The sequence below is a fragment of the Fictibacillus enclensis genome, assembly GCF_030123385.1.
Classification (GTDB): domain Bacteria; phylum Bacillota; class Bacilli; order Bacillales; family Fictibacillaceae; genus Fictibacillus_C; species Fictibacillus_C enclensis.
In genome coordinates this window covers 2,075,360-2,091,103 of sequence record NZ_CP126109.1, presented here as the reverse complement: position 1 = coordinate 2,091,103, position 15,744 = coordinate 2,075,360, and the positions used below count along the sequence as shown (strand labels likewise).

21 protein-coding genes are annotated in these 15,744 nt (G+C 44.9%); all 21 read right to left on the bottom strand.

Annotation, left to right across the window (positions count from 1 at the left end; genetic code table 11):
- Positions 1–15 precede the first annotated feature (15 nt).
- Positions 16–1,101 carry a flagellar biosynthesis protein FlhB gene (gene flhB, locus QNH15_RS11190; RefSeq protein ID WP_283894715.1) on the bottom strand — a complete coding sequence of 362 codons (1,086 nt, stop codon included), beginning with the start codon at positions 1,099–1,101 and terminating at the stop codon, positions 16–18.
- Positions 1,102–1,105: 4 nt separating this feature from the next.
- A complete protein-coding gene (gene fliR / locus QNH15_RS11185; protein WP_283894714.1) occupies positions 1,106–1,876 on the bottom strand; it encodes a flagellar biosynthetic protein FliR in 771 nt (256 codons plus the stop codon).
- Between the two features lie 3 nt (positions 1,877–1,879).
- Positions 1,880–2,152: a flagellar biosynthesis protein FliQ gene (fliQ, locus tag QNH15_RS11180; RefSeq protein ID WP_061969454.1), complete on the bottom strand. Its 273-nt coding sequence runs from the start codon at positions 2,150–2,152 to the stop codon at positions 1,880–1,882.
- 17 nt (positions 2,153–2,169) lie between these two features.
- Entirely contained in the window at positions 2,170–2,832 is a 663-nt protein-coding gene (fliP, locus tag QNH15_RS11175) for a flagellar type III secretion system pore protein FliP (RefSeq protein ID WP_283894711.1), read from the bottom strand.
- Positions 2,825–3,445 carry a flagellar biosynthetic protein FliO gene (locus QNH15_RS11170; RefSeq protein ID WP_283894709.1) on the bottom strand — a complete coding sequence of 207 codons (621 nt, stop codon included), beginning with the start codon at positions 3,443–3,445 and terminating at the stop codon, positions 2,825–2,827. Before QNH15_RS11170 ends, fliP begins: the two co-directional genes overlap by 8 nt.
- Positions 3,446–3,463: 18 nt before the next feature.
- Entirely contained in the window at positions 3,464–3,826 is a 363-nt protein-coding gene (locus QNH15_RS11165) for a response regulator (protein ID WP_283894707.1), read from the bottom strand.
- A gap of 18 nt (positions 3,827–3,844) precedes the next feature.
- The gene (gene fliY, locus QNH15_RS11160) at positions 3,845–4,960 is read right to left on the bottom strand and encodes a flagellar motor switch phosphatase FliY (protein ID WP_283894705.1); all 1,116 of its coding nucleotides are present in this window, start codon (positions 4,958–4,960) and stop codon (positions 3,845–3,847) included.
- Positions 4,961–5,944, bottom strand: coding sequence for a flagellar motor switch protein FliM (gene fliM, locus QNH15_RS11155; protein WP_283894703.1), 984 nt, complete (start codon positions 5,942–5,944; stop codon positions 4,961–4,963). It abuts the gene before it with no gap.
- A gap of 30 nt (positions 5,945–5,974) precedes the next feature.
- Complete coding sequence (gene fliL, locus QNH15_RS11150; protein WP_283894701.1) at positions 5,975–6,415, bottom strand: flagellar basal body-associated protein FliL; 441 nt, start codon at positions 6,413–6,415, stop codon at positions 5,975–5,977.
- The gene (locus tag QNH15_RS11145) at positions 6,416–6,631 is read right to left on the bottom strand and encodes a flagellar FlbD family protein (RefSeq protein ID WP_283894699.1); all 216 of its coding nucleotides are present in this window, start codon (positions 6,629–6,631) and stop codon (positions 6,416–6,418) included.
- Positions 6,632–6,678: 47 nt separating this feature from the next.
- Positions 6,679–7,443 carry a flagellar basal body rod protein FlgG gene (gene flgG, locus QNH15_RS11140; RefSeq protein ID WP_283894697.1) on the bottom strand — a complete coding sequence of 255 codons (765 nt, stop codon included), beginning with the start codon at positions 7,441–7,443 and terminating at the stop codon, positions 6,679–6,681.
- Between the two features lie 30 nt (positions 7,444–7,473).
- Positions 7,474–7,926 carry a flagellar hook assembly protein FlgD gene (gene flgD, locus QNH15_RS11135; protein WP_283894695.1) on the bottom strand — a complete coding sequence of 151 codons (453 nt, stop codon included), beginning with the start codon at positions 7,924–7,926 and terminating at the stop codon, positions 7,474–7,476.
- 2 nt (positions 7,927–7,928) lie between these two features.
- Entirely contained in the window at positions 7,929–9,122 is a 1,194-nt protein-coding gene (locus QNH15_RS11130) for a flagellar hook-length control protein FliK (RefSeq protein WP_283894693.1), read from the bottom strand.
- Positions 9,123–9,143: 21 nt separating this feature from the next.
- The gene (locus QNH15_RS11125) at positions 9,144–9,740 is read right to left on the bottom strand and encodes a MotE family protein (protein WP_283894692.1); all 597 of its coding nucleotides are present in this window, start codon (positions 9,738–9,740) and stop codon (positions 9,144–9,146) included.
- Positions 9,741–9,755: 15 nt separating this feature from the next.
- Positions 9,756–10,193 carry a flagellar export protein FliJ gene (fliJ, locus tag QNH15_RS11120; protein ID WP_283894691.1) on the bottom strand — a complete coding sequence of 146 codons (438 nt, stop codon included), beginning with the start codon at positions 10,191–10,193 and terminating at the stop codon, positions 9,756–9,758.
- A 2-nt stretch (positions 10,194–10,195) separates the two neighbouring features.
- Positions 10,196–11,509 carry a flagellar protein export ATPase FliI gene (fliI, locus tag QNH15_RS11115; protein ID WP_283894690.1) on the bottom strand — a complete coding sequence of 438 codons (1,314 nt, stop codon included), beginning with the start codon at positions 11,507–11,509 and terminating at the stop codon, positions 10,196–10,198.
- Positions 11,493–12,278 (bottom strand): flagellar assembly protein FliH, encoded by a 786-nt coding sequence (fliH, locus tag QNH15_RS11110; protein WP_283894689.1) that lies wholly within the window; start codon positions 12,276–12,278, stop codon positions 11,493–11,495. The genes fliI and fliH overlap by 17 nt, the downstream gene beginning before the upstream one ends.
- Positions 12,271–13,290, bottom strand: a complete 1,020-nt coding sequence (fliG, locus tag QNH15_RS11105; protein ID WP_061969427.1) for a flagellar motor switch protein FliG — start codon at positions 13,288–13,290, stop codon at positions 12,271–12,273. Before fliG ends, fliH begins: the two co-directional genes overlap by 8 nt.
- Positions 13,291–13,294: 4 nt before the next feature.
- Entirely contained in the window at positions 13,295–14,884 is a 1,590-nt protein-coding gene (fliF, locus tag QNH15_RS11100) for a flagellar basal-body MS-ring/collar protein FliF (RefSeq protein ID WP_283894688.1), read from the bottom strand.
- 109 nt (positions 14,885–14,993) lie between these two features.
- Positions 14,994–15,296, bottom strand: a complete 303-nt coding sequence (gene fliE, locus QNH15_RS11095) for a flagellar hook-basal body complex protein FliE (RefSeq protein ID WP_283894686.1) — start codon at positions 15,294–15,296, stop codon at positions 14,994–14,996.
- Between the two features lie 9 nt (positions 15,297–15,305).
- Positions 15,306–15,743: a flagellar basal body rod protein FlgC gene (gene flgC / locus QNH15_RS11090; RefSeq protein WP_283894684.1), complete on the bottom strand. Its 438-nt coding sequence runs from the start codon at positions 15,741–15,743 to the stop codon at positions 15,306–15,308.
- Position 15,744: the final 1 nt, after the last annotated feature.

The window sequence follows — 15,744 nt, the reverse complement described above, 5'->3', positions numbered from 1 at the left end:
CAATTCCTTCTCTCCTTACCGATGCACCTTATTCTTTAAGTGGTAAACATAGGCCAAAATCTCTGCCACTGCCTTAAACAGATCTTCAGGAATGGCATCCCCAATTTCGGCTCTGCTGTACAAAGTTCTTGCAAGCGGACGGTTTTCTACCATCGTCACTTTATTTTCACGAGCAATTTTTTTAATCTTCAGGGCCATTAGGTCAGCCCCCTTGGCCACCACTACCGGTGCTTCCATTTTTTGATCATCGTATTGCAAAGCTATGGCAAAGTGGGTGGGATTCGTAATGATCACGTCGGCGTTCGGGACGCTCTGCATCATTCTCCGGTTGGCCATCTGGCGCTGCTTTTCTTTAATTTTTCCTTTAATTTTTGGATCACCTTCGGATTTTTTGTATTCATCTTTAATATCCTGTTTCGACATTCGGATGCTTTTTTCAAAATCGTATTTCTGATACAAATAATCCAGCAGGGAGAATAGAAGCAGCACCAGAGCCGCATAGAACCCCATCTGAAACGCCATCTTTCCATACATGCCAAGAGCAGACTCAACGCTGACCTGAGATACTTTCAACAGCTGGTCCTTCTTGCTCCATATGACAAAGAAGGTAACACAGCCAACAACGGCAATTTTCAAAACCGACTTGGTCAGCTCAACGAGCGCCCGGAGGGAATAGATCCGTTTAAATCCTTGTAACGGATTGATCCGTTCAAATTTCATCCGGACAGCTTCACCTGAAAACAAAAAGCCGACTTGGATAAAATTAGAAAAGATGCCCGCTGCCAGCACCGTCAGCAGCACCGGAAGAAGAATTCCTGCGGTTTCCTTTACCAGCTCGACAAACAGCAGCTGAATGTTCTGCTCCGTCAGGTCAACGGTCAGATTGCGCTGAAATGTGAATTCCATCAGATGAAACAATTTTTGCGCAGCGGCACTTCCGGTAAACCAGAGCATCAAAAATGCAGCAAACAGTGTAACCGCGGTATTTACATCGGCACTCTTGGCCACCTGTCCCCTTTTTTTGCTTTCCTCGCGTTTCTTTGGTGTGGCCTTTTCTGTTTTTTCACCCGAAAAATATTGCAAATCCAGCCTTCGCGGCATGCGATCACTCTCCAAGCAGCAATAGAAGCTTTCTCATGGCCTGTGCAGTCTCATCACTCAAATGCTGGATACTCATAAAAAACACAGGCAGGATAATCAGCAGAATACCGAAAGCCACTATGATTTTCAAAGGGAGGCCTACGGCAAAGATATTGATTTGAGGGACCGTCCGGGCAACAATGCCCAGAGCCAGGTCCACCAAAAAAAGAGTTCCCACGATGGGAAGTGCCATCTGAAAGGCAATAACAAACATGGCAGTCACGACAGATACCGCATGCCTTGCCGTTTCTGCATCCCCCAAACCAAAATGAACGTCAGTAAGCGGCACAAAGGAATAACTGTAAAACAGGCCATCAAGAAGAAGATAATGGCCGTTCAGTGCCAAAAGGAATAAGAGTGCAAGCTGATACAAGAATTTCCCGAGCAACGGTGTCTGCACACCCGTCTGGGGATCGAAAACACCGGCGATCGCAAATCCCATCTGAAGATCGATAAAGCCTCCTGCCACCTGAATGGAATAGAACAGGATGGAGGCAATCAGGCCCAGCGATAAACCAACGAGCGCTTCTTTAAAGACCAGCAGGATAAACTCACCGTTCACGGCCACCTCTGGAGCTCCCAAGGCAAACAGCATAATCCATGACAAAAAGGCAGCCAGCCCGATCTTATGGACATTAGGAATATTCCGGTAAGAAAAAATCGGAACCGTTGCGAAAAAAGCGCCCACTCTCATGAAGATCAATAAAAAGGCTGGAAAAGAATTTATAGCATCCATGAATTACAGTCCTACAAAATGATTCAAATTGTTAAAAATGTCATACGTAAATGAAACGAGCTGTGAAAGCATCCAGGGTCCAAAAAAGATTAATGCCAGTAACACAGCCGCAATCTTTGGAATAAACGCAAGCGTCTGTTCCTGAATTTGTGTGGTCGCCTGAAAAATACTGACAATCAGGCCAACAGCCAAAGCGATTGCAAGCAAAGGTCCGCAAAGGAGGAGAGTCATATAAACACCTTTTTCTGCAATGGATATAACGACTTCAGGATTCAACGAAAACACCTACTTGTTTAATAGCTTGATAACAGTGACTTGACAATCAAATACCACCCGTCCACAAGAATAAAGAGCAATATCTTAAACGGAAGAGAGATCATGACGGGCGGCAGCATCATCATTCCCATCGCCATCAGCACAGAAGCGACCACCATATCAATAACAAGAAAAGGAACAAAGATCATAAAACCCATTTGAAACGCGGATTTCAATTCACTAATCGAATAGGCCGGTACAAGCGCAATAAGGGAAATATCCTCTATCTTCTCAGGGCGTTTGGCTCCGGAATAATTTAGAAAAAGCTCCAGATCCTTCTCACGCGTATGCTTTGTCATAAACTCCTTTAAAGGAAGCGTCCCTTTATCAAAAGCCTCTTCCTGGGTGATTTTCCCTTTGATAAGTGGACCAATTGCCTCCTTGTTGATTTCCTGAAAAGTAGGAGCCATTACAAAAAAGGTAAGAAACAGCGCAAGACCGATCAACACCTGGTTCGGGGGCATTTGCTGCGTGGCCAGTGACGTTCGTACAAACGACAGAACGATTACAATTCTCGTAAAACAGGTCATCAAAATGAGAATGCTTGGCGCCAGTGAGAGAACGGTAAGAAGGAGCAGCAGCTGTATCGTTGTTTCCATTCCGCCTGTTTGGTTAGTAAGATTTGGAAGTAAATCAGTCATCAGCTTTTCCTTTCCGCACGAAACGCTTCAGCAAATCTCCACGTTCACCTGAAAGTTCACCAAGCTTAGCCTTAAAAACATCGGAAAAACCAGATGTTTTTTTCAAACGGCTGCCCGTTTCCTGTTGAGACGAAGAAAGCAGCTGCTTCACTTCCTCTTCTTCATTAATTTCTTTTAGCAAGGTCACCGTTTCCCCCACACCGATAACAAGGACACTTGAACCGGCCTTGATTATCTGGACAGAACGGTTCGACCCCACACTCAATCCCCCGATAGATTGCAATACTTTGCCTTCTTGATAGTTTTTTGTCCGCTTTTGTATCATTTTCAGAAGAAAGAAGAGCAGGAACAAAACCAATCCCAATGAGAACAGCACTTTAATAAATGTGACCACACCGCTTCCCCCTGTGGCAGAACTCTCCGCTTTGGTTTCCTGCTGCTGCTTCGCCTGGTCTTCTTTCCCTGCTTTTGTATCCAGACACTCAAATACCGTTTTGCATGCTGCAGGCGCTTTGGTCTCCTTGTTTTCTGCTGCCGCTGCCTCAGTTTGTACAAAACAATTGAGGAGGACAGCGACAACAAGAACAGCGATGCATCTAGTAAACTTCCTCAATTGCTGCACCACCTGTTATTAATTCAACGCTTTGTTGATCGCATCAATGACGCGGTCAGCCTGAAATGGCTTTACAATAAAATCCTTGGCTCCAGCCTGGATCGCATCAATAACCATTCCTTGTTGTCCCATCGCGGAACACATGATGACCTTTGCACCGGAATCCACCTTTTTAATTGCTTTTAAAGCAGTGATTCCGTCCATCTCCGGCATCGTGATGTCGAGCGTAACAAGGTCCGGTGAAAGCTCTTTGTACATTTCAACCGCCTGTTCTCCGTCTCCGGCTTCCCCGCAGACCTCAAATCCATTTTTGTTCAGAATATCTTTTACCATCATTCTCATAAATGCTGCATCATCTACTACTAAAATACGTTTGGCCATTTGTTCTCACTCTTTCATTTATAAATTTTTAAGTCTGTCTTTTCTGCTGACAATCTCTGTTACCCTGACACCAAAGTTTTCATCGATAACAACGACCTCCCCTTTGGCAATCAGCCTTTCATTCACCAGGATGTCCACCGGTTCTCCTGCCAGCTTGTCCAGTTCCAAAATGGACCCCGGCGACAATTCCAAAATCTCTTTAATGCTCTTTTTCGTCCGTCCCAGTTCAACCGTTACCTGAAGCGGAATATCCAGCAGCATATCAAGGTTCTTTGTTTCATGATACACACCAGAACTCTCTTCAAAATCGGAAAAGACAGCGGGCTGAACAGATACTGCTGTATCAGGTTCCACACTTTGCGGGCGAGCTGCGTTTGAAGGAATGTCATCCAACACCAATGGCTCTTTGCCTGCAGAGATTTCGCTCTGTAATTGATCTTCATAAGTTGCAGCAGCCTGCTCCATGGGAGGGGACATAAGCTCGGAAACCAGGTTTTGAGAAAAATCCGTTTGCATCAGCTGCATAATGCTGGAGTCAATCAGTTCCCCGACCTTCAGCCGGAAGGACACTTTGATAAGAATATCCTGATCGGCAATCATGTCTGAAGAGTCATTAAAATCCAGTACATCAATAACAGGTGGTGAAATATCCACTCGTTTATTAAATATGGAAGAAAGAGAGGTTGAGGCAGAGCCCATCATCTGATTCATCGCTTCTCCAACGGCACTTAGCTGCATTTCTCCAAAATCTGCAGAAGGGCTCGTCCCGTCACCGCCGAGCATCAAATCAGCAATAATCTGGGCATCGGTTGTTTTAATCACAAGCAGGTTTGTGCCTTGTATTCCTTCTACATATTCCACTTTTACTGCTACATGCGGAATGGGAAACTCACCCTGCAATTCTTCTTTTTTGATTACTGAGACCGTCGGCGTTGTAATCTGGACTTTTTGATTCAGCAAGGTTGATAAAGCGGTTGAGGCACTGCCGAATGAAATGTTGCCGACTTCTCCAAGTGCGTCTTGTTCCATTGAATTCAGAAAATCTTCGATGATTGGATCATCATCAGATGTCACGCTGCCTCCACTCAGCAACGCATCAATCTCATCCTGAGAGAGCATATTTCCGCTATTCATTTACTCGTCCCCCTCTATTTGTTCTAAAATCTGGACTGCCATTCTGTTTTTTGCTTTTCCAGGCTGGGCCATAAATTTTTTATTGTTCTCCACATACACAGCCAACGGCTGATTGATCTTTTTGTTCAACTGAATGATATCGCCCGCATTCAACTGCAGAAACTCTTCTACATTCATACTGGCCGAACCCAGCTGAACGGACACGGGAAGCGGGGTTTTCCGGATCTTTTGTTCGATCAGTGCCGCTTCTTCGGGCAACAATTCCTTTTGGCTGTTTTGCATCCAATTATGCACCGAAAGCTTGGAAATGATTGGATCCAACAGAACCTGCGGAAGACAAACGTTCATCATGCCGCTCGTTTCACCCACCGTTGTGGAAAGTGAGATAACAACCACTGTTTCATTCGGCGACACCATTTGCAGAAATTGGGGATTCACCTCAAAATCTATTACCGCAAAATCGAGTTCAACCACATTGCTCCAGGCTTCCTTGTAGGTGGATAATGCATTTTTAAACAGACGGGAAAGGATTCTCGTTTCGATTTCGGTTAAATTAGTCACCTTGTTTACACTTGCTCCCCATCCTCCCATCAGCCGGTCCATCATGGAATAGGCGATATTTGGATTGACTTCAACGAGAAGGCTCCCATCAAGCGGCTTTGCATCTACAATGTTCAAAATGGTCATTCGCGGTATGGAGCGTATGAATTCCTCATATGGCAGCTGGTCAACCGATACGACGGAAATTTCCACATATGTTCTCAACTGTGCCGCAAAAAAAGTGGTTAACAAGCGTGCGAAATTCTCATGTACCCTTGTAAGACTTCTGATCTGATCTTTCGAAAACCGCAGAGCCCGTTTAAAATCATAGGTTTTTATTCTTTGTTCTTTTTCTTCTCTTCTCAATTCTTCAGCATCCATTTCCCCCGTGGAAATGGCAGAGAGGAGCGCGTCTATTTCATTTTGGGAAAGTACTTCCGACAATCGCCTCACCCTTTATATATGATGAATTCCTTATTGAATAATTTTCTCGGTCGTATAAACTTTTTTGATGCTTCCTTCCTGCATCAGTTTATTGATCCTTCCTTTTAAAAGGTCTTCCAGATGGCGGATACCTTTTTGGCCTTGCAAATCCCCGGTTTTCATGCCGGACAATTCATAGATAATAATATTATTGACTTGAAACAGCCTCTTTTCGAGTTCGGTCTTGCCGTCATCCCCGTCGGCCTGGATTTTAAATTTGATCTTGATAAACGATCGATCTGCCAGATTAGTTGTAATTTCCTCGGTTTCTACTGTTATTTTTTCCAGCTCTTCCGCCGAAGGTTCTGCGGCCTCCGTTTTAGGAGCCAGCTCTTTAATGACAAAGTAGGCTGCAATTCCGCATACGACCAGGACAGAGAATATAATAAGGATCGCCCAGTTCTTCGGAGACTTTTTGACTTCGTTTTCCATTCAATCCTCCTCCCTTTCTGTTGGTGATAGAGAAAAAAGGGAAATACTCTGATAAAAGGCTGCTGCTTTTTGGACAACTTCACATTCTGCTTCTTTAACAACAAATTTCGTTCCCGAAGTCAGCGTAACCGTTGTATCCGGAAAGGATTGAACCTGTTCAATATAAATCGCATTCAGGGTAAAGGTGTCACCGTTTAATTTAGTTAACATAATCATATTATGGTTTATTAATAAGGCTCCCCTTATTTTTCCTCCATTCTTGCCTATCGTTTAAGATTCACAAGCTCCTGCAATATTTCATCCGAGGTTGTAATGATTTTCGTGTTGGCTTGAAACCCTCTTTGCGCCACAATCATGTCTGTAAATTCTTCAGAGAGGTCGACATTGGACATTTCCAGAGCGCCGGATACCAAATCTCCAGCCCCACCTGTACCAGGAGAATTATTGGAGACAACCTGTGAATTGGCGGTTGGACGGTAAAGATTGCTTCCTGCCTTTTCAAGTCCCCCGGGATTCGTTACCTTCGTAATCCCTATAGGCGCACCCGGACTGGCAGCACCCACGACCGTAATCTTTCCGTCCGGTCCAACGCTGAAGCTGCTGGCGTTTTGCGGTATGTTAATCGGGTTGTTTCCTGAATCGAGCAGCTCGTATCCGTCTCCATTTACGATCGTACCGTCATTGTTTAAATAAAAATACCCTGCACGTGTGAGCAGATCTCCATTTGAAGTTCTCACCTTGAAATACCCGTCACCTGAAATCGCTAGGTCGAGGGCTCTTCCTGTGGTCTGAGTGCTTCCCTGAGTATCGATCGTATCGATGGTTGCCAGCTGGGAGCCAAGTCCTATCTGTTTAGGATTCGTTCCGTTGGATGCTCCCGCAACTTGCTGGCTGACAAGATCCTTAAACGTTGCCCTCCCTTTTTTAAAGCCATAGGTGTTCACATTGGCAATATTGTTTCCAATCACATCCAGCTTGGTTTGAAAGTTCTTCATCCCGCTGATTCCAGAATACATTGAACGTAGCATTTGAAATCCCCCTATTTTGTTAAGTGAATATTAACTGTTCTTGTTTTCGAACTTCGTAATGGATGACGGATCAACCACATTTCCATCCTCCAATTGGAATTTGGAGGCACCATTTTCAAATAAAACCGCTTTAACTGTGCCTGTTTTTCTCTCTTGTTGTGTTCCAGCATCTGTCGTTTCCACTGTATAGGACACGCTTTTGCCGATCATTCCGCTCTGCAGCATGAACGTCTGTGCCGATTGTTTTGAAATCATTTGATCGATGCTGCTGTTCATATTGGTCAATTGCTCCAAGGAAGAGAAAGTTGCCATCTGGGAGATAAATTCTTTATCTTCCATGGGGCTTGCCGGGTCCTGGTTTTGCAGCTGGGTCATCAATATTTTCAAAAAATCGTCTTTGCCCAAAATAGATGATCCACCAGACTGTGTGTCCCTTTTTTGAAGCGAAGATAAATACAAATCATTGTTTATCGTTGAAGACATCTTTATCCCTCCTTCACCATGTCTTGAAGCAAGTCGTCAAATTCCTCTTCTGTCCGCCTCTCCTGCAGTGGCGGCCGGCCACGGTCCTGCTGCTGTCCGGAATTTGATCCCTGCTGCGTGAACCCCTGTTCAGGTGACTGGTCTACTACAACCACGCGGTCAAGCTGAATATGGCTGGTGCTCAAGTTATTCTTCAGCAGATGAATATGGGACTCCATCATTTCCTTTGCACCCAGTGAGCTTGTCATGATTTTTGCTGACAGTTCACCATTTTTGGAGATCAGTTCAATATTCAAAGTTCCAAGATGTTCAGGCGTCAGCCGGATGTTTAGTTTTGCCATTCCATTTGTACTTGCTGAAAATTTGCCGCCAAGAATAATTTTTTCAATCTCTTGGACAAATGTTTTTGTACTGTCTCCTTCTATTTCGGGTTGAACATGAAGTTCAAATTGCTTCAGTACTGGAATAAAGCCGCCCTGCCCAATAAAAGATACCGGCCGGTTGGTATGCTGCTGAACATCCGTCTCACTTGTCTTTTGAGATATTGCAGGTACTATGTTTTTCTGATTATTTGCTATGACAACAGGTTCAAGAAAAGGTTTTGCGTTCAAAGTTGCACCAGGTTTTGTTTCATGACCTGCCAATCGCTGCTCCAGCTGTTCGGCCAGCATCTTCACAGAGACATGTTGCTGCTCTTTTAAAAAGGGAAACAATTGTTTGATTCCTTTATGAATGCCGGATATGAAGTCATCCGTTGCTTTTATAGCAGTGAGCGTTGAATGTTTTCCTTCTACCGACTCCAGAAGAATGAATGCCGTGATCATTTGTGCAGGTGGCGATGATCGTTCCTTTTCCAAGGAAACGGGCAATTGAACATTTTGGACGAGATTGGTAATTTCGGAGATCCATTCAGCAGGCAAATGCTGCAACAGACTTTTGACCTCCGTCCTATCCAGCACTTCTTCTTTATGAGATTGACCTTCTTCTCCCAGTAATGCGACCCATCCTTTAATCAGGCCTTTGAGCTCCTCACTGATTGTCCCGGAAGGTAATTCGGCATGTTTAGGCGATTGTATATTTTTTTGGGACTGTGCAAGCTCTTCGGAAAAAAGGGAAGAACCGGGAGACGCGCAGCCAGGTAAAGCACACCTTTGTACCATAACCGGCAAGCGATCCATCCCTACGATTTCAGCCATTTTCACTCTGCTTTCCCTCCGTTAGTTTGATTGCATTTTTAACGTCAGATCTGCCGCCTTGCCGGGATCCATCTTGGCCAGGATGCTGCTCGTCACTTCTTCATCCAGCTCTTTCATGATGTCGGCCGCATCTTTTATATCCATCTTAGACAAGATGGCCGCGGCATTTTTAGAAGACATCGCATTATACCAGGCGGTAATTTTCTTTTGCTTCTCATGTCCATCGTCTTTGGTGACAGAACCGTCGGTTTCGGTTGTATTTTCTTCCGGCTGGTTTTGTGCTGCGGTCAAATCCGCTTTCAGGCTCTGCACTTCTTTCTCTTTTTTATCCACATCGCTTTGAAGAAGCTTGATCATTTGATCGCGTTCCTTAACTTTCTTTTCCCAGTATGTCTTTTCTGATTGAACGGTATTTTCGCTAACGGATGCAGAATTTTGATCCTGTTGCGCCAATGACGACAGGCCAGGAAGATGGCTGCCAATATCCTTTGCCTTTCCAGCAATGTCAACGCCAAGAAACATAAGGATCATTCCCATGATGACGACAACGAAAAGGGCGGGCATGACGATCACAAACAAAAACCAGGAAAACTTTTTCGTTTTTTCTTTTCCTTCCAACCTCTCCACCTAATTTCAATGGTTTATATAGCGCAAAACAGAGTATTCATCATTCTGCTTGTTTTCAATGGCTGTCAGCGTTTGCTGATAGACGGAAAACTGCCGTTCCTTCATCTTTTCAATTTTTTTGACTTCCATTGTTTTTTCGAGCAGCTGAATATGCACATGATTCATCTTCTCTCTCGCTCTTTGCACTTGTGTTTGGATACTGCCGATCTGCTGTGTAAGAGAAAGCAGGAACCGCTGAGTTTGCTGAATCTCATTAATAACCATTTTTGTTTTAAACTGATTGCCGGAATGCTGCTCGATTTCTTCCTTTTTTTTCAGCAATTCGTAAAGCGACTGAGCCAGCTGTTCAAACTTTTTTACACTTTCTCCGTATTCGGATTGAACAACTTCTTTTTCCTTTGTTTTAATGGATAATATTTTTTCCATTTTAAATTGAAATGCCATAGTTACTGTTCTCCTCCAAACTCGCTCATCAGTCTGTAGATCGAATCATAAAAAGAAACCTTTTCATCTACATCCTGTTTTAAAAAGGCCAGGATGCCAGGATGGAAATCAATCGCCTCATCAATTTTCCTTGAAGAACCCCTCTTATAGGCACCGATGGCTATAAGATCTTCTGCATCGGTATAAACAGCGAGCAGATCCCGAAACTTTTGGGCTGCCTTTTTATGGCTGTCATCCACGATGTCATTCATGACCCGGCTAACACTTTTCAGCACATTGATAGCGGGAAATTGGCCTTTGTTTGCAAGATTCCGGTCAAGAACAAAATGACCATCCAAAATCCCCCGTACAGTGTCGGATATAGGTTCATTCATATCATCACCATCCACTAGCACAGTGTAGAAGGCCGTAATCGAACCTTGCACATCGGTGCCCGACCGTTCAAGCAATTTGGGCAATAGTGCAAAAACGGAAGGCGTATAGCCTTTTGTGGTCGGCGGTTCACCGACAGCCAGGCCGATTTCACGCTGGGCCATCGCAAAACGGGTAACAGAATCCATCATCAGCATGACATCTTTCCCCTGGTTTCTGAAATATTCGGCGATCGCAGTGGCGGTGAGCGCCCCTTTGATCCGCATCAGGGCCGGCTGGTCCGAGGTCGCGACCACAACAACCGATTTTCTCAATCCCTCTTCTCCCAGGTCCTTTTCAATAAAGTCCATCACCTCACGGCCCCGCTCACCAATCAAAGCAATAACGTTTAAATCTGCTGTTGAGTTTCGCGCGACCATGCCCATCAGGGTGGATTTACCCACACCGCTTCCGGCAAAAATCCCTACTCTCTGTCCTTTTCCTACAGTCAGCAGACTGTCAATCGAGCGGATGCCAAGGTCGATGCTTTCCTTGATTCTCGGCCGTTTCATGGGATTGGGCGGTTCATTTTCTGTCGGAAAATGGCTCAGCCCCTTTGGAGCGGGACTGCCGTCAAGCGGATTGCCCAGTCCATCAAGCACCTGGCCAATAAGAGCGTGTCCGGCTTTAATCTGCATTGGCCGGTGGGTGGCTTCCACCAGGCTCCCTGCACAAATCGATTGTATTGCCGTGAAGGGCATTAACAGTACGTTTTCTTCCTTGAATCCCACGACTTCGGCTTTGATCTTCTGGCCGTTTCCTGCATGGATATAGCACATGTCTCCAATCGATGCCTGCGGTCCCCTTGATTCAATCATCAGTCCAACCACCTGTGTTACTTTTCCATATCGTTTATAGGTATCCAGCCGGTCGATGGCCTGGTGCAGTTTATTCATGTTCAGCATGATGCTCACCCAACGTTTCGATCAGTTTTTTCTTTAGTTCATTCAATTGGCTGTCCAGTCCGGCTTCTATTTTGCCGAACGGAAATTCCACCACACAATTATTTTCGTTTAGCTTAACGTCAGGATAAATGAACAAAGTGGCCGAATGCATCAAAACCTGCTGAATCTCTTGTTTGGCATTTTGCGTGGTTTCATACCATTTAGGGTGGACATAAAGTTTAACGTCTGGATGTTCCCTTATTTCATTCAGCAATCTTCTGACGAGTTCTTTCCAGGCTTCAGGATTTTCTGTCAGCACATCTCCCACGAGTTTCCTAGCCATTTTGCTGGCCAATTCAATAATCATCGGTTCCGCACTTTCCAAATAGCGGAGATAGTCCTCTTTGGATCGGTCGACCGTTGCTTTTGCCATGGTCAACAAATTTTCATAAGTTGTCCGGCCTTCCATTTCACCGGCCGAAAATCCTTCCTGATACCCTGTTTGACGGGCGTTTTCCCTCTCAGCAATTACCTGCTGCTGCCATTCCTCTTTACTTCTTAAAAGAAATTCTTCATGCTGAAGCCGTTCCTGCTCCATTTTTTGCTTGGCTTCCTGATACTCTCTTTCAATTTCTTTTAAAAGAGCATCCGCTTCGTTGCGGGAGTGGTCACCGTCAGACAGGCAAGAACGGTCATCAAGCTTGCCTGTTTTTGGCATCACACGTTGAATTTCTATTTTGCGGTTGATATCCTCTTGTAAAGCAAGGGAAGACTTTATGATCCTAGACAACGATATCATCTCCCCCACCTCTTGCTATCACAATCTCACCCGCATCTTCAAGTTTGCGGATCAGACCGACAATTCTCGACTGGGCGTCTTCCACATCACGAAGCCTCACTGGCCCCATAAATTCCATTTCTTCTTTATAATTTTCAGCCATTCTCTGCGACATATTGTTAAATAGGACTTCTTTCACTTCTTCACTGGCCGCTTTCAAGGCGAGCAGCATGTCTTCATTAGGCACTTCTCTGATGATTCGCTGAATGGCCCGATTGTCGAGACTGACGACATCTTCAAACACAAACATTCGTTTCTTGATTTCCTCAGCCAGTTCTGGATCCTGTATTTCGAGGGCATCGAGGATGGTTTTCTCTGTTGCCCTGTCCACGCCGTTAAGCACATCAACCACCGATTCCACCCCGCCAGCCTGTGTGAAATCATTGCTTACGGTTGCAGACAGCTTTTGTTCGAGGATTTGCTCCACCTCGCTGATAATCTCCGGAGATGTACGGTCCATCACCGCAATCCTTCTTGCGACATCGCCCTGCATGGCCTGAGGCAATTCGGAAAGAATTTGTCCGGCCTGACCTGCGTCAAGGTAAGAAAGGATCAGAGCGATCGTTTGCGGATGTTCATTTTGAATAAAATTTAAAATCTGGCCCGGATCGGCTCTTCGTGCAAAGTCAAAGGGCCTGACTTGAAGAGTGGAGGTGAGCCTGTTAATAATATCCATCGCTTCTGATTTTCCCACCGCTTTTTCCAACACTGTTTTGGCATAGCCGATCCCGCCCTGTGAAATATAATTCTGAGCAAGAGCCAGGTGATGAAACTGTTCCAGAATGACTTCCTTCACCTCTGCATCCACTTTTCTGATCTGAGAGATTTGAAGAGTCAGACGCTCAATTTCATCTTCATGCAGGTGTTTATAAATTTGCGCTGCTGCATCTGGCCCCATAGAAATCATCAGCATGGCCGCTTTTTCTTTTCCACTTAATTCTTTAACACTTTTAGCCACAGCCATCCTCCTATTCTTCTGAAAGCCATGTGCGGAGCAGTTTTGCAAATTCCTCCGGCTTGTCTTTTGCCATTTTTTCGATTTGCTCTTTTCTTGTATTCTCTTCAGCTTCGAGAGCCATTTTCACTTCCGGCACGCTATAGAATGTTTTATCGGTGAGGTAATCCCCCACATCCAACTCTTCATTCGTATTTCTTCTCCGCATGAGTTGGATGGCCAGAACAAGAATCACCGCGACCAATAATCCTCCAGCTATATAGATCCACATTGGAAGGCCTGCCTTTGCCGGTGCTGTGGTTTGCTGCTTTCCATTGAACGGCTTGGCGGAAACAAAAATTTTGTTGTCAATTTGCTGCTGAGTAAGATTCGGAGAAGTCTCTTTCGAAATGCTTGTGCGCACGATATTTCCAAGCATCTTTTCTATATCGTCCAGCGTTCCCTGCGGAAGAGAAGATGGATCATCCGGTTTTGGAGGTTCAACCATCACTTGAATGCCGAGGTCTTTTACTTCATACGGACTTTTTACAATTTCATTTTTGATTCTGTTGACTTCGTAATTGATCCGGTCTTCCGTTTTTTCATAGTCTCCATGGCCATTCCCATCGCTGCCCTGATACGTGGGGATGTCACTTTCTCCAGTGTTATCCACACCGCCGGCCTGGGCACCATTTCCGCTATAAGTCTCTTTTACCTTTTCAGCACTTATCTTGATGCCTTCCATTTTTTCTTTGTCCACCGGCTCGACAAGTTTTTCTTCTGATTTTTCTTTTGTAAAATCAATATCAGCTGTCACCGTGGATACCACTTTGTCAGGTCCCACGATCGCTCCTAACATCTGCTGGACCCTTTGCTGCAGGTCTTTTTCTATATCCTGCTTGATTTGTCGCTGCTCTTCATAGGCGGTCATGTTTGAATTTGTCCCCGCCTGGTCCAAAGAAAAAGTATTCGAGTACTGGTCGGAAATCACAATATTTTCAACCGGCAGATCAGGCACACTTTTGGAAACCAAATGATAAAGGGACTGCACTTGGCTTTGGTCCAGTTTATAGCCCGGCTTTAGGGTAAGAACGACTGATGCAGAAGAGGAGGCTTTTTCATCTGCTACCCATATGCTTTTGTCAGGAGTGGTAATCATTACGCTTGCCTCTTGGATGCCGTTGATGCTTTTGATCAGCTTCTCAATTTCGGTTTGTGTAGCTTCTTTTTCGATCACATTAAACTCATTGTCTGTCATGCCAAAGCCTTTATTTTCACCGAAATAGGAGTAATCGATGCTTCCGCTTTTCGGAATACCTTCAGCGGCAAGGTCCACTTTCAACTGATCCACCACACCCTCTGGCACAGAAATGACCTGGCCTCCGTTGGAAAGCTCAGAAGTGATTCCTTTCGAATCCAGACTTTCTTTTATCTGCCCCGCTTCTTCAGGGGAAAGATTCGAATACAAAGGAACCAGCCGTGGCTTTAACAGAAAGGTGGCTAAAAATGAAGCTACTAGAATAACAAACACTATCGAACCAATAAGAATCACTTTTTGTTTTTTCGGTTTCTCTTTAAACGTTGTATACATGCTCGTCATGGCGTGTTTCAATTTATCAATCATACTTTCCCCCGATTAACTTCTATGAAGGACCCTCTATGCTTTTCAAATAAAACGATCAACCTACCCCTACAAACAAGGATAGCTTTTCGAAATAGTTTAATAATGAATGCTATAGTTGTGTTCTCATTACTTCCTGATAAGCTTCAACTACTTTGTTTCTGATTTCCAATGTCGTTTGCAAGGTAAGACTGGCTTTTTCTGCAGCAATCATTACTTGATGCAGGTCGGTGGTTTTTCCTGTTACCAGCTGCTCTGTTGCCTGGTTTGAGGCACGCTGTGAATCATTAACATTCTTAAGCATTTCCCCGAGCATCGATGAAAACGACTGCTCTGCTGCTGAGGGACTCTGTTTTTGTGCCGGATAGGCGGCTTTTGGCAAATGGGCAGCTGAAGAAATAGTAAATGAGCTCATATGTATCTCCTATCTTCCGATTTCCAGTGATTTTAAATAGATTCCTTTTGCCGCATTAAGAGCGGTCACATTCGCTTCATAAGAGCGCGTGGTGCTGACCAAGTCGACCATTTCTTTTAAAGGGTCCACGTTTGGCAGCCGAACATACCCATCGGCATCGGCATCTGGATGATCCGGCTGGTAGACCGTTTTAAACGGAGTTTTATCTTCGACGATGCCATTAACCTTCACACCCCCAACCCCTTTTGCCGATTGAAACAGGGAGTTGAATGAGTTTTCATTCGGGCTGGTGACCACCATTTTTCTTCGGTACGGCTCCCACTTGCCGTTTACCATGGTTCCGTGTGTAGAATCCGCATTCGCGATATTCGAAGACGTCACATCCATTTTCAAGCGCTGTGCCGTCAAGGCTGAGGCTGAACTATTTAATGCCGTAAACATCCCCATC